18 protein-coding genes are annotated in these 20,500 nt (G+C 73.1%); 10 read left to right on the top strand and 8 right to left on the bottom strand.

The window, feature by feature from the left end; genetic code table 11:
• Positions 1 to 44 precede the first annotated feature (44 nt).
• Positions 45 to 182, top strand: coding sequence for a hypothetical protein (locus ACWIX7_RS22715; RefSeq protein WP_448618661.1), 138 nt, complete (start codon positions 45 to 47; stop codon positions 180 to 182).
• A 13-nt stretch (positions 183 to 195) separates the two neighbouring features.
• Here ACWIX7_RS22715 and ACWIX7_RS22710 read toward each other — a convergent pair whose 3' ends face one another.
• Positions 196 to 1,374 carry a 3-deoxy-7-phosphoheptulonate synthase gene (locus ACWIX7_RS22710; protein ID WP_448618660.1) on the bottom strand — a complete coding sequence of 393 codons (1,179 nt, stop codon included), beginning with the start codon at positions 1,372 to 1,374 and terminating at the stop codon, positions 196 to 198.
• A 234-nt stretch (positions 1,375 to 1,608) separates the two neighbouring features.
• A complete protein-coding gene (locus ACWIX7_RS22705) occupies positions 1,609 to 2,433 on the bottom strand; it encodes an alpha/beta fold hydrolase (protein ID WP_448618659.1) in 825 nt (274 codons plus the stop codon).
• A 499-nt stretch (positions 2,434 to 2,932) separates the two neighbouring features.
• Between ACWIX7_RS22705 and ACWIX7_RS22700 the strand changes: the two genes are divergently transcribed.
• The 3 genes from ACWIX7_RS22700 to ACWIX7_RS22690 all read left to right on the top strand — a co-directional run bounded on the left by ACWIX7_RS22700 (position 2,933) and on the right by ACWIX7_RS22690 (position 8,066).
• Positions 2,933 to 3,997 carry a DUF2332 domain-containing protein gene (locus ACWIX7_RS22700; protein WP_448618658.1) on the top strand — a complete coding sequence of 355 codons (1,065 nt, stop codon included), beginning with the start codon at positions 2,933 to 2,935 and terminating at the stop codon, positions 3,995 to 3,997.
• Positions 3,998 to 5,576: 1,579 nt separating this feature from the next.
• Positions 5,577 to 7,574 carry an amidohydrolase family protein gene (locus ACWIX7_RS22695; protein WP_448618657.1) on the top strand — a complete coding sequence of 666 codons (1,998 nt, stop codon included), beginning with the start codon at positions 5,577 to 5,579 and terminating at the stop codon, positions 7,572 to 7,574.
• A 201-nt stretch (positions 7,575 to 7,775) separates the two neighbouring features.
• Positions 7,776 to 8,066, top strand: coding sequence for a hypothetical protein (locus ACWIX7_RS22690; protein ID WP_448618656.1), 291 nt, complete (start codon positions 7,776 to 7,778; stop codon positions 8,064 to 8,066).
• On the opposite strand, the gene ACWIX7_RS22685 is transcribed toward ACWIX7_RS22690, so the two are convergent.
• The gene (locus tag ACWIX7_RS22685) at positions 8,044 to 8,874 is read right to left on the bottom strand and encodes an oxidoreductase (protein WP_448618655.1); all 831 of its coding nucleotides are present in this window, start codon (positions 8,872 to 8,874) and stop codon (positions 8,044 to 8,046) included. The two genes, ACWIX7_RS22690 and ACWIX7_RS22685, sit on opposite strands and share 23 nt — an antisense overlap.
• A 332-nt stretch (positions 8,875 to 9,206) precedes the next feature.
• Here ACWIX7_RS22685 and ACWIX7_RS22680 point away from each other — a divergent pair, with 332 nt between their 5' ends.
• Both ACWIX7_RS22680 and ACWIX7_RS22675 read left to right on the top strand, forming a co-directional pair.
• Positions 9,207 to 10,607: a glucose-6-phosphate dehydrogenase gene (locus ACWIX7_RS22680; RefSeq protein ID WP_448618654.1), complete on the top strand. Its 1,401-nt coding sequence runs from the start codon at positions 9,207 to 9,209 to the stop codon at positions 10,605 to 10,607.
• A gap of 122 nt (positions 10,608 to 10,729) precedes the next feature.
• Positions 10,730 to 10,882 (top strand): Zn-dependent oxidoreductase, encoded by a 153-nt coding sequence (locus ACWIX7_RS22675; protein ID WP_448618653.1) that lies wholly within the window; start codon positions 10,730 to 10,732, stop codon positions 10,880 to 10,882.
• A gap of 100 nt (positions 10,883 to 10,982) precedes the next feature.
• Here ACWIX7_RS22675 and ACWIX7_RS22670 read toward each other — a convergent pair whose 3' ends face one another.
• The 4 genes from ACWIX7_RS22670 to ACWIX7_RS22655 all read right to left on the bottom strand — a co-directional run bounded on the left by ACWIX7_RS22670 (position 10,983) and on the right by ACWIX7_RS22655 (position 15,000).
• Entirely contained in the window at positions 10,983 to 12,020 is a 1,038-nt protein-coding gene (locus ACWIX7_RS22670) for a serine hydrolase domain-containing protein (protein ID WP_448618652.1), read from the bottom strand.
• Positions 12,021 to 12,291: 271 nt separating this feature from the next.
• Positions 12,292 to 13,632 (bottom strand): alpha/beta fold hydrolase, encoded by a 1,341-nt coding sequence (locus ACWIX7_RS22665; RefSeq protein WP_448618651.1) that lies wholly within the window; start codon positions 13,630 to 13,632, stop codon positions 12,292 to 12,294.
• Between the two features lie 92 nt (positions 13,633 to 13,724).
• Positions 13,725 to 14,183 carry a hypothetical protein gene (locus ACWIX7_RS22660; protein ID WP_448618650.1) on the bottom strand — a complete coding sequence of 153 codons (459 nt, stop codon included), beginning with the start codon at positions 14,181 to 14,183 and terminating at the stop codon, positions 13,725 to 13,727.
• A 64-nt stretch (positions 14,184 to 14,247) separates the two neighbouring features.
• Positions 14,248 to 15,000, bottom strand: coding sequence for an SDR family oxidoreductase (locus tag ACWIX7_RS22655; protein ID WP_448618649.1), 753 nt, complete (start codon positions 14,998 to 15,000; stop codon positions 14,248 to 14,250).
• A gap of 102 nt (positions 15,001 to 15,102) precedes the next feature.
• Between ACWIX7_RS22655 and ACWIX7_RS22650 the strand changes: the two genes are divergently transcribed.
• The 4 genes from ACWIX7_RS22650 (at position 15,103) to ACWIX7_RS22635 (ending at position 19,471) form a co-directional block, all read left to right on the top strand.
• On the top strand, positions 15,103 to 16,110 hold the full coding sequence (locus tag ACWIX7_RS22650; protein WP_448618648.1) for a GlxA family transcriptional regulator: 1,008 nt from the start codon (positions 15,103 to 15,105) through the stop codon (positions 16,108 to 16,110).
• Between the two features lie 99 nt (positions 16,111 to 16,209).
• Positions 16,210 to 17,181, top strand: coding sequence for a quinone oxidoreductase family protein (locus tag ACWIX7_RS22645; RefSeq protein WP_448618647.1), 972 nt, complete (start codon positions 16,210 to 16,212; stop codon positions 17,179 to 17,181).
• Positions 17,182 to 17,354: 173 nt separating this feature from the next.
• On the top strand, positions 17,355 to 17,993 hold the full coding sequence (locus ACWIX7_RS22640; RefSeq protein WP_448618646.1) for a hypothetical protein: 639 nt from the start codon (positions 17,355 to 17,357) through the stop codon (positions 17,991 to 17,993).
• Complete coding sequence (locus tag ACWIX7_RS22635) at positions 17,990 to 19,471, top strand: glycosyltransferase family 2 protein (RefSeq protein WP_448618645.1); 1,482 nt, start codon at positions 17,990 to 17,992, stop codon at positions 19,469 to 19,471. The genes ACWIX7_RS22640 and ACWIX7_RS22635 overlap by 4 nt, the downstream gene beginning before the upstream one ends.
• Positions 19,472 to 19,524: 53 nt before the next feature.
• Here ACWIX7_RS22635 and ACWIX7_RS22630 read toward each other — a convergent pair whose 3' ends face one another.
• On the bottom strand, positions 19,525 to 20,481 hold the full coding sequence (locus ACWIX7_RS22630) for a VWA domain-containing protein (RefSeq protein ID WP_448618644.1): 957 nt from the start codon (positions 20,479 to 20,481) through the stop codon (positions 19,525 to 19,527).
• Positions 20,482 to 20,500 lie beyond the last annotated feature (19 nt).

Genomic DNA, 20,500 nt, shown 5'->3' with positions numbered 1-20,500 from the left:
CCCAGGAGGAGGGCTCGCACGTCGTCCTGCTCGACAGTGCCACGGTGCTGATGTCCTCGAGCGCGCCGGCCACCCGGGGGCTGCTCGAGGCGCGCGGTCTGCGCGTCGTCGCGGTGGACGCGACCGAGTTCGAGAAGCTCGAGGGCTGCGTGACCTGCCTGCCCGTGCGCCTGCGCGGCTGACCGGGTCCCGGCCTCAGGCTCGATGAGGTGCGGGCTCCCTGCTGACGGCCCCGCGCCGTGCCCGGACGGCGTCGGCCAGCTCGGCGAGCACCACCTCCGTCGTCCCGGGGTCGACGCAGGCGTCGGTGACGCTCAGGCCGTACTCGAGCCGCTCGGGGTGCCGGCGGTCGAGGTCCTGCCTCCCGGCGACGAGGTTGCTCTCCACCATCACGCCGCGGATCGCACGCTCACCGCCGGCGACCTGCCCGGCCAGGTCCCGCACGACGCCGATCTGGCGCCGGTGGTCCTTCTGGCTGTTGCCGTGGGAGGCGTCGACGACGACCACCTCCGGCAGCCCGCGCTGCGCCAGCTTGCGCTTCGTGTCGGCGATGTGCGCGGCGGAGTAGTTGGGGGCGTCCTTGTCCCCGCGCAGGATGACGTGAGCGGTGTCGTTGCCGGTGGTCGACAGCTGCGCGCTGACCCCGTGGTGGTCGACGCCCAGGAACTCGTGCGGAGCGCGCGCGGTCAGCACCGCCGAGACGGCGGCGTCGATGCTCCCCTCCGGGGAGTTCTTGAAGCCGACGACGGACGAGAAGCCCGACACCCGCTCCCGGGCGGTCTGGTCGGTGACGTTGCGCGCGCCGACGCCGTTGTAGGTGACCAGTCCGTTGACGTACTGCGGCGTGAGCGCGTTCAGCGGCTCGGCCGCGACCGGCACGCCCATGGCCGTGATGCGGCACATGAGCAACCGGGTTGCCACCAGCCCGACGCTGATCCGGCTGGACCCGTCCAGGAACGGGTCGTAGGCGAACCCCTTCCAGTCGACCTCGGTCCGCGGCTTCTCGGTGTAGGTCCGCATCAGGATCTCGAGGTCGTCCCCGTGCCGCTCCCGCATGCGGACGAGGAAGGCGGCGAACTCCAGCGCGGCCTCCGGGTCGTGGATCGAGCAGGGTCCGGCGATGACGGCCAGGCGGTCGTCGAGGCCGGTGACGATGCCGGTCACGGCACGGCGCCCCGCCCTGGTCGTGGCGGCGGACGCAGCCGACAGCGGGACGACGGTCGCGACCGCTGCTGGGGTGACCACGACGCTCAGGCCGGTGATCCTGGTGTTCACCAGGCCGGAGAGGTCGACCGCGTCCTCCTGCGGGACACCGAGGCGGTGCTGCACCTCGGGCAGCAGGTCGGTCAGCGCGGCGTCGATCTGCCCGTTCACCCGCGTCTGGACGTCGAGCAGGAGATCGGCGATCCGCGTCGCCTCGTCGAGGATCTGGTCGGCCGGAATGGGGTGCCTCCTCCGTCGTTACCGGTCGCCGGCACCCCGAGTGGGCCACGACCCGCCAGGGCCGGTGGGTCCAGCATCCCCCCGGCACGGGACCGGTGGCGGGACCCGCCCCGGCGCGACGCCGGCGGCCCTCGACCACCGCGGCGGGTGCAGCCGCACCACCGGTCAGGACCGGATGAATTCCAGCACGTCGGCGTTGATCGTCTCGGCCTGCGTCGTCGGCATACCGTGCGGGAAGCCCGCGTAGGTCTTCAGGGTCCCGTTCTGCAGCAGCTCCGCTGACAGCGGTGCCGAGTCGGCGTACGGGACGATCTGGTCGTCGTCGCCGTGCATGACCAGCACCGGCACGGTGATCTTCCGGAGGTCCTCGGTGAAGTCCGTCTGGGAGAAGGCCACGATCCCGTCGTAGTGCGCCTTCGCGCCGCCCATCATCCCCTGTCGCCACCAGTTCTGGATGATCGCCTCGGACGGCTCGACCCCGGCCCGGTTGAACCCGTAGAACGGCCCGGCGGGCAGCGCGCGGTAGAACTCCGACCGGTTGGCGGCCAACTGGGCCTGCAGGTCGTCGAACACGCTCTTCGGCAGGCCGCCCGGGTTGTTCTCGGTCTGCACCATGAGCGGGGGTACGGCGCTCATGAGCACGGCCTTCGCCACCCGGTCCTCACCGTGGCGAGCGATGTAGTGCGCCACCTCGCCGCCGCCGGTGGAGTGACCGACGTGCACGGCGTTCTGCAGGTCCAGGTGTGCGGTGAGGGCGGCCAGGTCGTCGGCGTAGTGGTCCATGTCGTGCCCGTCACCGGTCTGGCTCGAGCGACCGTGTCCGCGCCGATCGTGCGCGATGACCCGGTAGCCGTGCTGCAGGAAGAACAGCAGCTGCGCGTCCCAGTCGTCGGCCGACAGCGGCCAGCCGTGGCTGAACACGATGGGCTGGCCCGTGCCCCAGTCCTTGTAGAAGATCTCGGTGCCGTCAGCGGTCGTGATGCTGCTCATTCCTGTCTCCTGCGCTCGGCACTGGGTGGGATGGGGCACCAGGCAAGCCGTCGCCCGCCGCACCACCACGGGTGGCCCCGGCACGAGGATCGCGGCCGGCCGTCGCGTACCGAGGGGATTCGTCGCCGGGTGCCCGGGCGCTTCGAGCGCCCGACCGGATCCGTCACGGGGCGGTCGCGTTCCGCTGGCGGATGGGGTCGCTGAGCACCGTCGCGGTTCGCGGCGTCCCGGCCGCCCAGGCCCGGCCAGGCAGATCTGCCGTGGCCCTGCGTCGCCGAGTTCTCTCCTCGCGGCCGCCGACCGCGCCGGCGATCCAACCGTCCACCTGTCCTGGTGTCCTGTCACGTGAGCGCGCTCGCCGTCGGTCGAGGGACCGGTGGTGGCCGGCGGACCGGCAGGATCTCCTCGGCGCTCCTGCGTCAGGTGGAGGGTCGGGGTCGTCGCTTCGGTGGCTGGCATCGTCGGCATGCCGGGATCGACCGCAGGAGGCGCCGCACTCGTGAGCAGGGCCCGCACACTCGCCCAGGTGTACCGCCACTTCGGTGAGGTCGACGCCGCTGGGACATCGCCGCTGTACGAGCGCGTCGCCGTCGCCCTGAGCGAGTCCGACGAGGCGCTGCGCGCCATCGAGGCGGCGCCGGCGCGCAAGCGGCACCCCACGGTGATCCTCGCGGCGCTGCACGACCTCGCCCTCGCCGGACGCGCCCCGGCGCTCGCCGCGGCCTGTGCCGCTGCCGACGGCGACGCTGCCGCCGGCGCGGCGATCGACACGCTGCTGCGGATGACCGACTCGGTCGTGGCCATCGCCGAGCGCCGGCAGACGCAGACCTTCGAGACCGGACGCTGCGCCGTGCTGTACCCGGCCATCGCCGAGGCGGCGCGCCGGGTGGGCGCGCATGCGGTCGGCCTGATCGACGTGGGCTGTTCGGCTGGGCTCAACCTCCATGTCGACCGGGTCGGCATCACGTACAGCAACGGACGATCGCTGGGCGACCCGTCATCTCCCGTGCAGCTGTCGGCGTCGATCGTGGGAGACCGGCCCGTCCCTACGCGGGCGGTGCCCGAGGTCGTCGCCCGGATCGGCATCGACCGCGATCCGGTCGACGTGACCGACGCCGATGACGCCCGGTGGTTGCGCGCCTGCCTGTGGCCGGATCAGCCGGAGCGGGTCGCGAGGCTCGACGCGGAGATGGCGTTGGTGGCGGCGGCCCCTCCGCTGCTGCTGCGAGGGAACGCCGTCGAGGTGCTGCCCGACGCCTTCGCCCGGGTGCCCGCGGACGCCCTGCCCGTCGTCACCACGACGTGGGCGCTGTCGCGCTTCCCGCTCGAGAGCCGCCTGCGCTTCCTGCACCGCCTCGACGAAGCGGTGGCCGGTCGCACGGTGGCGTGGGTGCCAGCGGAGGGGGTCGGCGTCGCGCCGGCGATACCGACGCTCGGCGATCGCCGCGCCTCCGGCCACAGCACCATCGGCCTGGCGGTGTTCGACCGGTCGGCTCTGCGCGCCGAGGCCATCGGCCGCTGCTGGTCGCGGGGCTCCTTGCTCGCGTGGCTGGCGAACTCGTGAGGCAGTCGATCCGCTGCGCGCCGCGCCACCCGAAAACCTCTCGATCGTCGTAGCGCACGAGATCGAGGCCCGGGACTCCCTCAGCACCGTGCAGGAAGTGCTGGCGCCTCACGGGCACCCCGGAAGCTCCGAGGCGAGCACCCGGGGGGCGGAGACCCACGGCCGGACCGCCGCCGACCTCGACACCGCTCCCCGGGCTGACGCCGGCCGCGTCCGGACGCGGAGCGGGAGATCGGCGATCCGCGTCGCCTCGTCGAGCCGACCACGGGCTCGGCCAGTGGCACGGGAGCCGCAGCTGCCTGCGACCGCGCATCGTGACGGGCCCTCGACGCGCCGCTGTGGGCAGCGGCAGGATGCCCGGTGACCCACCGTCCTCACCCGAGGACACGAGGGGGTGGGCGGCCGCAGGAGGACCTCGTGCCGCACCCCTTCCAGCGCCCGGACGACGACGTACCCAGCTCTCCCGCCGGGATCACCCGGCGGCGCGTGCTGCAGGCCGGCGGACTGCTCGCTGCGGCCGCCGCACTGCCGATCCCGTGGGCCCCGCCCGCGCGGGCGGTGGCCGGTCTCCCCACGACGCTGCGGCAGGGCACCAACGTCATGGTCGCCGCCGCACCCGGCGGGCAGGAGCTCGCCCTCGACCTGGTCGTGTCGATCTGGGTGCTGCCCACCGGCGGCGGCCCGGCCCGCCGGCTCACCGACGACCTGCAGGACGCCACCCGGCCCGCCTGGTCGCCGGACGGGCGGACGATCGCGTTCCAGTCCTACCGGGACGGCAACTTCCACCTGTGGACGGTGCGTCCCGACGGCAGCGGGCTGACCCAGCACACCTCCGGCCCCCACGACCACCGGGAGCCGCGGTGGCTGCCGGACGGGTCCGGGCTGGTGTTCTCGTCCGACCGGGCGGGTGCCGGCACCTACGACCTGCACCTGCTCGACCTGGCCACCGGCCAGGTCCTCGCCCTCACCGAGGGCCCGGGTGAGGACGGGGAGCCCACGGTGTCGCCGGACGGCGCCCGGGTGGCCTTCACCGTCGACGCCACCCGCATCGACGAGGTGGTGCTCGCCGGCGGCGCCCGCCGCACGCTGGTGCCCGCCGTCGAGGGCACCTCCGTCTACGGCCCGTCGTTCTCCCCCGGCTCGGGTCGGCTGGCCCACGTGCGCCTGACCGGCGCCCGCAGCGACCTCGTGGTCGACGGCAAGGAGGCCACCCGGGGACGCGACGTCTTCGCCCTGCCGCCGTCGTGGCTGTCCGACGACGAGCTGGTCTACACCGCCGACGGGCGCATCTGGCGGCAGCTGGTCGACGGGCCCCCCGACGAGGTCCCGTTCACCGCGGTCGTGCCCGTGCAGACCCGCCGCCCGCAGCCCCGGGCCGTGGACCTGGGCTCCCCGGACACGCGGCAGGCGCTCGGCATCGCCAGCCCGGTCGCCTCGCGGGACGGTCGCCGGATCGCCTTCCGCGCTCTGAACGCGCTGTGGACCGCCGACCTGGCGGGGGGCGGCCGACCGCGCCGCCTGCTCGGTGGCGGGTACTTCCACGCCGACCCGGACTTCTCCCCCGACGGGCCGCAGCCTCGTGTACTCCAGCGACCGGGCCGGCGAGGCCGACCTGTGGCTGCGCGACCTGACCACCGGCGTCGACCGCCGGGTCACCGCCCTGACAGGGGCGCAGACGGCACCGCGCTTCTCACCCGACGGCCGGCAGGTCGCCTACCAGGACCAGAACGGCGTGGGCAGCGTCCTGGACCTCGACACCCTGCAGATCCGGCAGGTCACCCCGGCTCTCTTCCAGCCCGGCCGGATGAGCTGGTCCCCCGACGGGCGCACGCTGGTCCTGGCCGCGGTCAAGCCGTTCACCGGGCGTTTCCGGGAGGGCACCAGCCAGCTGCTGTTCGTCGACGTCGCCTCCGGCGCGCTGGAGTACGTCGAACCGATGCCGTTCCGCTCGCTGTCGACGCGCGGCGACGACGGTCCGGTCTTCTCCCCCGACGGGCGGCACCTGGCCTTCGTCGTCGAGAGCCTGCTGCACGTCGTGCCGGTCGGCCCGACCGGCCGGCCCACGGGCACCCCGCGGGCGGTGACCAGCGAGATCACCGACTCCCCGGTCTGGCTCGACGAGCGCACACTGCTCTACCTCAGCGGCGGCCGGTTGCGGCGGACGACGATCGCCGGTGACCCGGCGGTCACGGTCCCGCTGCACCTCCGCTACGCCCGGGCCGTGGTGCGGGAACCGCAGGTCGTCCACGCCGGCCGGCTCTGGGACGGCGTCGCGCAGCAGCTGCGCTCGGACGTCGACGTCGTGCTCGACGGGCCACGCATCGCCGCGGTGCACCCGCACGACCCCACCCGCCGTCCCGACGTCGACGCCTCCGGGCTCACCGTGATGCCCGGGCTCATCGACGCCCACAACCACTGGCACCTGCGCGGCCGGGCCTGGGGAGCGCGGCAGGGTCTGGTCTGGCTAAGTTACGGCGTCACGACGACGCGCTCGCCGGGCGACCCGGCCTACCAGATGCAGGAGACCCGTGAGGCGCTCACCGCGGGCACCCTGGTCGGCCCGCGCCTGTTCGCGACCGGTGAGGCGATCGACGGCTCGCGCGTCTACTACAACTTCATGCGGCCCACGCTGTCGCTCGAGCAGGTGGACCTGGAGATGCAGCGTGCCCGCCGGCTGCGCTACGACCTGGTCAAGACCTACGTGCGCCTGCCGGTGCGCCTGCAGCAGCGTGCCGTGCAGGTGGCCCACGACCTGCGGTTGCGGCTGACGTCGCACTACCTGTACCCGGCCGCCACGATCGGCATGGACGGGATGGAGCACACCGGCGCCACCAACCGCCTGGGCTACTCGCAGACGGTCAGCCGCTTGGGGCGCGCCTACGACGACGTGGTCACCCTGTTCACCACGTCCGGGATGTCGATCACCCCGACGCTGTTCAACTCCACGGTCGTGCACGTCGACGACCCGGCGTTGGTCGAGGACCGGCGCACCCGCACGCTGTACCCGGCGTGGGAGTACCAGCTGCTGCTGGACCGGGTGGCGCAGGCCGCCGGTCCGGCCGGGGCGACGACCCGTGTGCTGCTGGCCGGCAACGTCGACATGCTCCTGCGCATCCACCGCGGCGGCGGGTTCGTCATCGCCGGCACCGACGCCCCGCTGGACAACGTGGCCATCTCGCTGCACGCCAACCTGCGCGCGATGGTCGGCGGGGGCTTCACCCCGTACGAGGCGCTGGTCACGGCGACCCGCAACCCGGCCCGGTGGCTGGGCGCGGAGGACCGGCTCGGCGTCCTGCGACCCGGCGCGCAGGCCGACCTGTCCTTCGTCCGGGGTGATCCGCTCGCCGACATCCGTGCGGCCGCGGACGTGGCGCAGGTGATGGTCGCCGGGCGGCTGCACACCGTCGACGAGCTGCTCGCGCCGTTCGACGGGGCCGCCCGGCCACCCGCCGTCCCCGCGCTCGTCCGGGCACCCGCAGGAGCGACCCCCGGCTGGCGGCTCGGCGACCACCCCCACGACCGGACGCACTGGTGGCACGAGCCGGAGTGGCTGCACCGGGCGTGCTGCGAGGAGTGATCGCGGCCCGGGCCCGACACGGACCTGGTGCTCCGGGCGACGGGAGCCTCCTCTCCCAACGGCCGTCCGTGCCTCCGGGAGCCTGAGCCGGTTCTCCGTACACGTCATGTGTGGCGGTCATGCCGCGGTGGGCGCGGCAGGAAGGGCTGACGTCCCGGCTCCCTGGTCGTGGCCCGCGGGTGAAGCCCTGGCCTCGGCTGCATGCGAGCCGTGCAGATCACCCGCTTCGGCGGCCCCGAGGTCCTCGACGTCGTCGACCTTCCCGACCCCGTCCCGTCGGACGGGCAGCAGCTGTTCGACGTCTCCACCGCCGGCATCAACTACGCCGACACCCACCACGCCCTGCCCCAGGACATGCCCGAGCCAGGACGCCGAGGCGGCCCGCAGTTCGACGAACCCGGCCGGACGGGTGCGGTGGGACCCCGACGTCCACAGCGACACCGCCGGTCACCCGGCCCGCGCTGCGGGATCAGTCCTCGAAGTCGGTGCTGACGCTCAGCTCCTCCCACTGGTCGGCCTCGGCGAGGGCCGTGCGGAGCACCCGCCGGTAGCTGGTCAGGGCGTCGGTGCCCAGCAGCAGCATCGCCGGCGGCTGGGCGGACTCCACGGCGGTGAGGATGGCCCGGCCGGCGCGCACCGGGTCGCCGGGCTGGGTTCCGTGCGTCGTGTCGCGCTCCTTGCGGCGCTTGCCCGCCGTCTCGGCGTAGTCGTCGATCACGGTTCGGGACTGGGTCAGCGACCGACCGGAGAAGTCCGTGCGGAATCCGCCGGGCTCGACGACCGTCACCGAGATGTCCAGCGGTTGCAGCTCGGCGCGCAGGGATCCGGACATCCCCTCGAGTGCCGCTTTCGCCGCCGAGTAGTAGCCCGATCCCGGTGGGGTGATCTGCGCCCCGATCGAGGAGATGTTGACGATCGCCCCCGCACCACGCGCACGCATCCCGGGCAACACCGCCTTGATCATGGTCACCGACCCGAAGAAGTGGGTCTCGAACAACGCACGCACGTCGGCGTCATCCCCTTCCTCGACCGCGGCGCGGTAGCCGTACCCGGCGTTGTTGACCAACACGTCGACGGCGCCGAAGCGGTCCTCGGCCTGCTGGATGACGGCTGCCGCTCGCGCCGGGTCGGTGACGTCCAACGCCGCGCCCAGCACGCGATCCGGGGCCAGCTCCACGAGGTCGGCGACCTTGGCCTCGTAGCGCGCGGTGACCACGGCGTGGTGGCCGGCCTCGATGACTGCTCCGGCAAGGGCTCGGCCAAGCCCGCTCGAGCAGCCGGTGATGAGCCAGGTGGACATCGAGTTCCTCTCCGACGGTGGTCCTGCTCGGGTTGCGGAGGCCCGCACGATCTAGACGGTCGACCGCGACTGCAACAGCCGTCGCCCGGTCCCGACTCCGCGGGCACGATGCCCCACCCGAGATGCCGCGAACCGCACGGGGCCGCCGCTGACGAAAGGGTGTACTACGCGCCGGTCGTCCCGCGCGAACGGCCACCTCGGCCGCGTGGACGCCGGTCGCGGGGCTCGGGAAGGATTGGTCGCGCCATGGTCACAGCCCCGCCGCCCGTCCGACCCGACCCACGGCCCGGACGGAGCCAACCCCAGGCCGTCACCGTCCGCCAGGAGGACTCGTGATCAGCCGGTTGCTCCTGCTCGGTGCCACGGGGGACCTGGCCGGACGGTTCCTGCTGCCCGCGCTGGCCCGGCTGTCGGCCGACGGCCGGGTGCCCGATGGCCTGCAGGTCGTGGGCGGCGCTCACCAGGACTGGGACGACCAGACCTTCCGAACCCACGCGGCCACCCGGTTGCAGCAGCACGCCGGGGACGTGCCGACCGAGGTGCGGAACGCGCTCGTCGATCGACTGCGGTACCGGGCGGTCGACCCCGAGCAGCCCGACACCGTCGCCGCCGCGGTGCGCGCACTCGATGATGGCGGCGATGCCACTGACCGGGCGGCGGTAGCGGTCTACCTGGCCCTGCCCCCGGCGCTGTTCCCGGCGGTGCTGGGCGCGCTCAGTGGGGCGGACCTGCCGGCCGGCAGCCGCACCGCGGTGGAGAAGCCGTTCGGTTCCGACCTGCGCAGCGCGGTGGCGCTCAACGAGCTGCTCACCCGCGTGACCGGCGGCGACCAGGAGGCCGCGTTCCGCGTCGACCACTTCCTCGGGATGCCGAAGGTGCAGGCGCTGCTCGACCTGCACGCACCCGGTCGCTCGCTGGCCCCCTCCTGGAACAGTGCCTCGATCGCACAGGTCGACGTGCTGTGGGAGGAGACGCTGGGGCTCGAGGGCCGGGCAGACTTCTACGACCGGACCGGTGCCGTCCGGGACGTGATGCAGAACCACATGCTGCAGGTCCTGACCCTCGTCGCGATGGATCCGCCGGCCGGCCAGACCCAGGGCGAGCTGCATGCGGCGAAGCTGGAGCTGCTGCGGTCGGTGCGCGTGCTCTCCGCCGCGGAGGTCCCCCTTCGGACCCGACGGGCGCGCTACACCGCCGGGACACTGAGCGGGACGGGCGCGACCGGCGGTCGGGCCGTGCCCGGGTACACCGACGAGGACGGCGTCGACCCCGCCCGCGGCACCGAGACCTACGCCGAGCTGCTCCTGGAGCTGGACACCCCTCGGTGGACCGGCACCCGATTCGTGCTGCGCACCGGAAAGGCACTGGGGACGCCTCGCAAGGGAGTCGCCCTCCACTTCCGGACCGCCGCGCCGGCGTGCGACCCGCGCGACGCCGAGCGGGTGGCGGCTGACCGGGTGTGGATCGAGCTGGACGCGCCGGAGGAGACCCGGCAGCCCGGCGTGCAGGTGGCGGCCCCGGGCGAGCGCGCCGCGTACGGCCAGGTCCTGACCGACCTGCTGTCCGGCGGGAGCCGACTCTCGGTGAGCGGCGAGGAGGCCGAGCAGGCCTGGCGGATCGTCGATCCGGTCCTGCAGGCGTGGGCGCAGGACGCCGTGCCGATGCTGGAGTACCCCGCCGGCGGGGCCGGCCCTCCCCCGCTCGAGGAGACCGCCGGCTCGAGGCGGTGGTGAGCGTTCCGAGACGAGCGGCACCATCCGGTGTCGGGGGCCTGCCCGCACAGGACTGCCTCGTGCGCCGTCCGCTGTCGGCCCCTGGAGCCGTTGCATGCCGGTGGAGCCCTAGCCTCAGGCGCGTGCGAGCCGTGCAGACCACCCGCTTCGGCGGCCCCGAGGTCCTCGACGTCGTCGACCTCCCCGACCCCGTCCCCGGCGACGGCCAGCAGCTCTACGAGGTGAGTGCCGCAGGAGTTAACTTAGCAGACACCCACCACCGGCTGCCTGTCTGACTTGGCAGGGACTGGCCTCCGGGGAACCGGGGTGCAGTGACGTGCGGCGTGTGCGCGCCCTCGGCGCGGGGTGGGGGCGACCAGCGAACCGCTCGAGCGCCTAGGTGCTGAGCGCCGTGAGCAGGTCCAGGCCGACTCTGTCGACGCTGCGCACGTCATTGGCCAGGGCGACCACGCCCACACCGGCAGCCGGCGCGAACCCGGCGAACGCGCGGAATCCGCCGGTGCCGCCGTTGTGCCAGAGCACGACCTGGTCGCCCTTCATCGGCACCCGCAGCCAGCCGAGCCCGATGCCAAGTCGCTTGCCTGGGCGGCGCTCCGGGTGGGTGAGCGCGATCGCCGGTCCGAGCAGGGTGTCATCCGGGCGCAGCTGGGCGTGCAGAAAGGCGAGCATGTCGGTGGCTGTGGAGCGCAGTGCACCGGCGCCGGGAAGGCCGGCGACCTCCCAGTGGCCGGTGGTCCGGCGGCGCCCACGGTGGCCGACGGCCTCGCGCTCGGTCTGCTCCCGGTCCGGGAGGAGGACTGTGTCCGCCATTCCGAGCGGTTCGCAGATCCGCGAGCGCACCAGCTCGCCGAAGTCGCGGGTGGCAGCCGCGGCGACCAGCGCGTGCCCCAGCACGCCGGCACCGAAGTTCGAGTAGGCGATACGGCCGCTGCCGGGCGTGCGGCGCAACTTGGTCTGGCCCAGCGCGGCCAGCAGCGCGGCGCGGTCGATCGCCTCCCACGGGTCGCCCCCACGTGCCCTCCACTGGGCGCGCAGCGCAGCCGAGAACGGCATCGGGTTGTTGGGCACCCCCGCGGTGTGAGTGGCCAGGTGCTCGACGGTGATCGCGACGCCGTCGCGAGTCGGGACGTCCACCTCCGGCAACAGGTCACCGAGCGGCGTGCCCAGCGAGAGCTCGCCGCGAGTCACGGCCTCGGCCAGCAGTAACGCGGTGAACACCTTGGTGACCGAGCCGATCTCGAACAGTGTGTCCGCGCGGGGAACCGGGCCGTCAGGCGCGCGAACACGCCCGGCCGGCACGACGAAGCGCGCGCCCGCGGACGTCACCGCCCCCACCACCAACCCGACGTGCTGCTTGCCGTGCCGGGCCGCGATGCGCTCGACGGCCTCACCGAGAGCTCCAGGGTCCCTCACGCGCCCTCCTCCACTTGCTGGCTGGCGAGCGGAGCTGTTGCGACGTCGCTCGCTGAGCTCGAGTGCGGGGGCGTGTGCATGGTCGTGGTGGCCATCGGTGCCTCCTTCGGCCGATCGTGATCGACGCTGCATGGGCAGCCGCAGCCCCGTCGGACGGGCTGCGGGTCTTGGATTCGTCGCCGCGGTGGTGGTCCTGAGCGGCCGGTCCGAGCGGGGGGTAGCTCCGGCCCCAGGAGCCGCTCGTCGCTCTCACGCCGGGAAAACCGTCGGGTCACAGCAGCGGCGCGCCGGCGCGCACGGCCCGGACGACGTCCTCGACCGCCTGAACGGAGCCGGTGGCGCCACGCTCCTCGTCCAGCAGGGCGCCATGCCCTGCATCCGCGTGCCGGTGCGAGCTGTTGGTCGACAGCGCGGCCATGCGCTCCTGCCCGGCGAGCCGGGCCGGATCGTTCTCGGCCCCGGCGGCGGTGAGCACCACCAGCGGCGTGGCGCCGAGGGTGGTCAGCGCACGGGCCTGGGTGAGAAGCGCAGGCAGGGTGGTGACCTCGTCGCGGATGTTGCGCCAGCCGCGGGGGTTGGCGCTGAACATCCGTACCTGCCCGGCGGCCGGCTCGGGCAGGGTGGACCAGTACGACGTGGGGAACAGCCGCCCGACACCGAGGCGGGAGAGGCTGGGCAGGATCGCCATCGCGCTGGGGGGACCGCCGCCGACGCGGTAGGGGTCGGTGGCGTCGAGCAGGACCATGCCGGCGACCTGCTCGGGATAGCGGGCGGCGTAGGTCATCGCGTGGTCCCCGCCGATGGAGTGCCCGACCAGCACGTAGGGGCCGTCCTCGCCGGCGCTCTCGAGCAGGGTGTGCAGGTCGGCTGCGGCCCGGTGGCCGTCTCGCGGCTGCGGGGCGTCCTCGCTCCATCCCTGCCCGGCGCGGTCGTAGGCGCAGACCCGGCCGCCGCTCGCGACCTCCGGGACGACGCGCGCCCAGTTGGCCGACGTCAGGCCCAGCCCGTTGAACAGCACCACGGTGGGCCCGCCGGAGCCGGTGCAGTCCAGGTGCAACCGGAAGCCGCCGACGTCGTAGGCCTGCCCAGGCATGCTGCGGCCAGGATCGTCGGAGGCCAGGCCGACCGTCTCCACAGCGCCGCCAACCGCGGCAGCGGCGATGGCCACCACGACGGGGTAGAGCAACCAGCGGCCGCTGCCGGCGGCCAGGGTGCGGCGGATCCGTACGCCCATCCACACGGCCAGCGCCAGCAGGACCGGGGGCCACACCCATCCGGCGGCAGTCAGCCCCCAGTCGTCCGGCGCCAGGGCCAGGAGCCCCAGCCCTGTCGCGGCGAGTCCGCCGGCCGGCACCCACGCCCACGGCTGCGGCTGGCTGGTCATCCGCGCCGACAGCGCCGCCAGCAGCGCCCATCCGGCAGCGAACCCGAGCAGGGCCGCCCCGGTGATCACGTGCTCTCGCGCGCCGGCGAAGACGACGAGGGTGAGCACGGCGGCGAGCGATGTCCCGGTCACCAGTGATGCGGCGACGATCCGGCGGATGGGGCCGGTGTTGGTTTCGCCGTCGGGGATGGGCCCGGTGGCTTCCGCGGTCGAGGCGGGTGCGGGCATCGGTGGGATCTCCTGCGGTTCGGTCGGTCTGGAATTGCCGTCGAGGTGTGCACGCAGAACCGGCATTCGCGCCAGGTCCGTCGCAGTCACGGTCAGGTCGGGAGCAGTCCCGCGGCCAGCGTGACCGCGATCAGGGCGGCGGCGACCCAGTCGACGGTCGCGCAGAAGGGGGGCCACCAGCGGGTGCCGGCCACGAAGCCGGTGCGGTGCTGCCAGAGGTCTTTGAAGCCGTGTCCGGCCAGGCCGGCGACGATCAGCCAGGCCGAGCCGAGTTCCGCGGAGGCGGCAGCGACCACGAAGACCGACGCGACTGCCGCCTCGGCGATCAGCACGTGCCGGCGCCCGTCGGCCACGGCGAAGCCGACGTAGACCGCGGCGATGAGGGTGAGGCCGAGCGCGTAGACGGTTGCCGTGTCCAGCCAGAAGAACGCCAGCGGCGAGGCCGCCTGCAGGACGCCGAAGACGACGCCCCAGATCAGCGGTGCGCGCAGTGGACGGTGCGTGGAGCCGGACGAGGTGGCCGGCGCAAGGCCGCGGGCCTCTGCCGTCACGGGACCGAGGCCCGATCGGACGTGCTGGCGTGGTGCTCGCTGAACGGTGGCCGCAGCAGCCGCCTCATCGAAGCGCCTCCACCCGGGCGGCCAGGTGATCGGCGAAGGTCCGCCTGCCGTAGGCGGGATCCGGCACGAGCGCCGAGCCGGCCCGGTAAGCGGTGAACAGCTTTCCCGGCAACGTCAGGGGCACCACGGGCCGGTGCGTGCCGGTGGCGCGTGCCCACAGCCGGGCCACGGCCGGGACGCGGTGCTGTTCCGGGCCGCCGATGTCGGCGACCCGGCCTGCCGGGGGTTCGCCGGCCAGCTCGACCAGGCGGTCGGCGACCTCGCCCACCGCGATGGGCTGCAGCTGGAACGACGGCGCGACCACGACCGGCGAACGGCGTTGAGCGGTGAACATCGCCTCGGCGAAGGAGTGGAACTGGGTGGCCCGCAGGATGCTGTAGCCCAGGCCCGACTCCTGGACCAAGCGCTCGATGACCACCTTGTCCCGGTAGTAGCCCAGCGGGATGTCGTCGATGCCGACGATGGAGATGAGCACCAGGCGCCGCACTCCGGCCTCGTCGGCCGCCTCCAGCAGCCTGCGGGTCGCCTCAACGTCGCCCCGGCCGCGCGAACCGGTGGCCAGGTGCAGGATGGTGTCAACGCCGGCGACCGCCTCGTGGATGCCGGCCCCGGTGAGCAGGTCACCGGTCGTCAGGCCAGGACCGCTGCGTCGGCTCAGCGCTCGGACGTCGTGCCCGGCCGCGCGCAGGCGAGTGACGGTGGGGGCGCCGAGGGTGCCCGTAGCTCCGGTGACCAGCGTGGTCGTCATGGGTGATCTCCCGTCCTCACCCTGGTCAGACCGAGGCAGATCTGTAATGCGGGCACGAGACAACGATGGGGCACGGAGACTCGAAGGCGCCAGGACGCGGTCTTGACGATTCCGGACATGCCGGGCCGTACTGTGCGGGGCGTGGCTGCCCTCGACGTCGCCGTGGTGACGTTCCCGTCGGCGCAGATCCTGGACGTGACTGGCCCGCTCGAGGTCTTCTCCAGCGCCACCCACCTGCTGCCGTCGGCGGAGTACCGCACGCAGGTGGTGAGCACGTCGGGCGGTCCGGTGCTGGCCAGCTCTGGGCTTTCGTTCAGCACCACCGCGCTCCCCCACATCGTGGAGCCGGTCGACACGCTGGTCGTCGCCGGCGGGCGGGACATGGACCAGGCGTGCGCGGACGAGGACCTGCTGGCCCACGTCCGGCGGCTGGCGGGCAGCGCCCGACGGGTCACCTCGGTCTGCTCCGGGGCCTTCGTCCTCGCAGCCGCCGGACTGCTGGACGGGCGACGCGCCACCACCCACTGGGCGGAGTGCCAGCTGCTCGCAACCGCGCACCCCGAGGTGTCGGTCGACGGCGATGCGATCTACGTGCGCGACGGCGATGTGTGGACCTCCGCCGGGGTGACGGCGGGCATCGACCTGGCGCTGGCCCTCCTCGCCGACGACCACGGGGCACGAGCGGCGGCGGCGGTCGCCCGGCACCTGGTGGTCTACCTGCGGCGGTCCGGAGGGCAGGCGCAGTTCTCCACGCTGCTCGCCGCACAGGCAGCGGAGAGCGAACCGGTACGGGAGCTGCTGGCGTGGTTGCCCGACCACCTCACCGCAGACCTGTCGGTGCTCGCCCTGGCCCGCCGCGTGCACCTGTCCGAGCGACAGTTCAGCCGGGTGTTCAAGGCCGAAGTCGAGGTGACGCCGAGCGAGCACGTGGAGCGATTGCGTCTCGAGGCGGCCTGCCAACTCCTCGAGACCACCAGCCACTCAGTCGACCACATCGCTCGCCTCTGCGGGTTCGGGGCGCCGGAGACGCTGAACCGCGCGTTCCGTCGTCGGTTGAACATCACCCCTGGAGACCATCGCCGGCACTTCGGCCACCTCGCCGGGCAATAGTCGCCCCACCGCACCAGCTACGCCGTCCCTCGGCCGCTCCGTCTTCCCGCTGCAGCCGTTCACCGTTGCTGACGGCCGCGGAGCTTTAACCTCACGTGCATGCGTGCTGTGCAGATCACCGAGTTCGGTGGGCCCGAGGTCCTCAACGTCGTCGACCTTCCCGACCCCGTCCCTGGGGACGGCGAGCAGCTCTTCGAGGTCAGCACGGCAGGAGTTAACTTTGCCGACACCCACCAGATCGAGAACAGCTACCTCGCCGCCCAGCAGCTGCCGCTGGTGCCTGGCGCGGAGTTCGTGGGGACGCCGGCCGGCGGCGGCCCGCGGGTGGTCGGCCTGCTCGACGGCGGCGGCTACGCGGAGAAGGTCGCCGCACACCCGCGGCTGACCTGGCAGGTGCCCGAAGGCGTCAGCGACGAGCAGGCGCTGGCCGTCGTCCTGCAGGGCAGCACCGCCTACCACCTACTGCGCACCAGCGCCCACCTGGCCGCCGGGGAGACCGTCGTCGTCATCGCCGGCGCGGGCGGCGTCGGGTCGCTGGCCGTGCAGCTGGCCCGCCGCTGGGGCGCCGGCCGGGTGATCGCCACCGCGTCCAGCCCGGAGAAGCGGGCGCTCACCGAGGAGCTCGGCGCCGACGCCTCCGTGGACCCGACCCTGGCCGACGACGACCCCAGGGCCTTCACCGCCGCGCTGCGCGAGGCCAACGGTGGCCGCCCGGTCGACGTCGTCCTGGAGATGACCGGCGGCAACGTCTTCGCCGGCTCGCTGTCCGCCCTGGCCCCGTTCGGCCGGGTCGTCACCTACGGGATGGCCGCCCGCCAGGAGACCGCCGCCGTCCCGCCGGGGATGCTGCTGCAGAAGAGCCGCGCGGTCGTCGGTTTCTGGCTGGCGCACTGCATGGCGCGGCCCGCGATGCTCGACGACGCCATGGCCGAGCTGCTGCCCCTGGTGGCCGACGGCGCGCTGCGCCCGGTGGTCGGCGGCCGCTACCCGCTGAGCGCCGTCCGCGAGGCGCACCAGGACCTGCTGGCCCGCCGCACCACCGGCAAGCTCGTCCTCGACCCTGCTCGATGACCGTCCGGGCAGCCCCGGACCAGCGGGAGTCCTCCTCGAACGGGTGATATGAGCATGACTTGAGGTGATGATCTCCCTACTGTCAGGCATGACCGCAGCCGGAGGCCGATGCCGCTCTCCCCCGTGCGGGTGTCCGTCAGCCGCGGCCTCGTGCCGCACTCAGGGAGAACCTCGTGATCAAACCCGTGTCCCGGCAGCTCCGGGCGGGGGTCGTACTGCTCGTCGCCGCCGGCGTGGCCCTCTCGGGCTGCACGCTGCCCGACGTCAGCATGAGCCCCGGACTCGGCGACGCGTCGGCGTCGACCACTGCGCCCCCTCCGAGCCCGGAGCCGGAGGCACCCGCCACCGTCCCGGTCGTCGCCCCCGCCCCGACGCGTCCGGCCGGTGACCTCGACACGGGCTCCACCACCCGCACCGTGCCGGCCGGCGAGCGCACCCTGGTCGTCGACTGGTGGACCACCGAGCAGGCCACGCAGTGGCGGGCCGCCGACACCAAGGGCGTACAGCTGTCGGCCCACCTCGAGGGTGGGGACGCCGACCTCGAGGTGCTGGTCACCCGCTTCGTGGCCACCGCCGACGACAGGACCGCGCGCACCACCGTGGCCGAGGACCGCGGCGAGTTCGCGCTCCAGCCGCCCTACAGCTACGGCACCGCCCTCGCCCTCACCCCCTCGGCCCCCGACGCCGAGCAGGTCACCCTCTCGATCCAGTTCGACCTCCTGGTCGAGACCGAGCCCGGGTCCGAGCGCTACTTCCGCCAGACCGTCCTCGACAGCATCGTGCTGCCGTTCACCCAGGAGGAGACCCCGTGAGCCAGGTCGTCCTGCACGGCATGCGGCGGGCGACCGACCGCGTCCAGCTGCTCGCCAAGGGGACCGCCCAGGTCCCCGACATCAGCTCCCTGGTCCCCGCCGAGTTCGGCGGTCCCCAGGCCGCCGAGGAGCGACGGCACGCGACGATCAGCTGCATCATCCCGGCCTACAACGAGGAGTCGTCGATCGCCGACGTCCTCTCCTCGCTGCTCAGCCAGACCCGGCTGCCCGACGCCATCCACGTCGTCATCAACAACACCGACGACGACACCTCCGAGATCGCCCGCCGCTTCGAGGGCGAGCACCAGCGGGTGGTCAAGGGTGAGGTGTTCACCACCGTGGTGCACGTCCACGACATCGGCGCGAACCCCGACAAGAAGGTCGGCGCGCTCAACTTCGGCTACTACGTCAGCCGCGGCCACGACTACATCCTCGGGGTCGACGGCGACACGACGCTGGACCGGCGCTGCGTCGAGTGGCTGGAGAAGGAGATGGTCTCCGACCCGCGCATCGGCGGGATCTCGGCCATCTACACGTTCGACAAGACCAGGGTGAAGGGCGCCATGGCGAGGTTCCTGGTCGCCGGCCAGCGCGCCCAGTTCGCCGGCTTCAACATGGACAACCTGGTGCGCGGCCGGAACATGGCCGTGCTCGGCGGCCAGTGCAGCCTGTTCAACGTCCGCGCGCTCGAATCGGTGATGTACCGCCACCACCAGGCCGCGCCGTGGGTGCGCGACTCGGAGGTCGAGGACTCCAAGCTCTCGCTGCAGATCAAGGACGCGGGCTTCAGCACGAAGATCAGTGCCCATGCACGGGCTTTCGTGGGTCCGATGGAGACCCTGCGCGCTCTGCACGGCCAACAGGTGAAGTGGAACTACGGCGGCATCGATCTCCTGTGGCCCGGTCAGCGCGGCGACAGCAAGGGGCAGCCGCTGCACCCCAACCTGCGGCTGCGCTGGTACGAGAACATCGCGATGCTGTCCAACATCACCGCGCGCATGGGCTTCCTGCTGCTCCTGGCCGCGGCACTGTCCATCGACGCGTTCGTGTTCAACCCGGTCTGGCTCATCCCACCGGTGGTGGCGACGCTGCTCAACCTGCGGATCGCCGCGTCGATGCACGACAAGAGCGCCTCGGACATCCTCTACGCGCTGCTGGTCGCGCCGGCCGAGCTCTACATGTGGCTCCGGATGGGCCACTTCCTCACCGCGTGGGTGCAGTTCTTCGCCCGCGTGGAGAAGGACAACTGGGCCGCGCAGGCGGCCGCGGAGCGGGGCCGCGGGTCGGCCTACGTCATGCCCGCGGTCTGCGCCGTGGCGACGTTCGTGGTCCTGATCGTCGCCTGGGGTCAGCAGAGCATCGGGATCCAGTCGGCGATCCTGTCCATCGGCTGGCCGGTGCTCTACCTGCTCACCGTGCTCCAGACGCTGTTCATGGTGCGCAAGCTGGTCCGCCGCCAGCGCGGCTTCACGGTCTGAGCGGACCCCTCCCGGCGTCCCCCGGTGAGCGCGGGGACCCGGGAGGCCTCCCCCTACAGCAGGCGGTTGGTCCAGAGCAGGCTGAGGACGACGCCGAGCAGGGCGAACAGCACCCCGCCGCGGACGAACCAGTAGCTCACGTCGCGCGGCTCGGTCGTGTAGCCGATCTGGCTGCCGAGGTCCTGGTAGACCTGCTCGAGCTCGGCGGCGCTGGCCGCCTCGCTGTAGCTGCCGCCGGTCTGGTCGGCGATGTCCTCGAGCGTCGCGCGGTCCACCGGCACCGGGACCCGCTCGCCGTCGAGGTCGAGGGTGCCGTAGTCGGTGCCGAACGCGATCGTGGAGACGGGGATGCCGGCGTCGAGCGCGGCGTCGACGGCCTGCGTGTCGGGGCGGCCCACGGTGTTGTAGCCGTCCGAGAGCAGCACGATCCGCGCCGGCGGCACCTCCTCGCCGTCGGCGTCCAGCGACGACTGGAAGTTCTCGATCGCGGTCAGCGAGGTGAACACCGCCTCGCCGATCGCGGTCGACTCGGCCAGCTCCAGGTTGTCGATCGCGGTGCGCACCTGACCGCGGTCGGTCGTCGGGGTCACCACCGTGGTCGCGGTGCCGGCGAAGGACACCAGGCCGAGGTTGATCCGCTCGGGCAGCACGTCGACGAACTGCTTGGCCGCCACCTGCATCGCCTCGAAGCGGCTGGGCTCGATGTCGGTCGCCTGCATCGACAGCGAGACGTCGACGGCCATGACCACCGTCGCCCGCTCCCGCGGCACCCGCACCTCGGTGCTGGGCACCGCCAGGGACACGATCAGCGCGGCCAGCCCGAGCGCGACCAGGCCGAAGGCCAGGTGCCGCCGCCAGCCGGGGCGCTTGGGCACCAGCGTGCCCAGCAGCGCGACGTTGGTGAACCGGGCGGCGTAGGCCTTGCGCCGCAGCTGCAGCACCACGTACAGCGCCACCAGCGCGACGACGGCCAGCAGGCCGAGCAGCCACCACGGGGCCTGGAAGCTCATCGGGAGGGTCCTCCGCTGC

The sequence above is a fragment of the Geodermatophilus sp. URMC 65 genome, from assembly GCF_053502545.1.
Note: the sequence above shows the minus strand (reverse complement) of the source record. Positions and strands in the feature narration are given on the sequence as shown.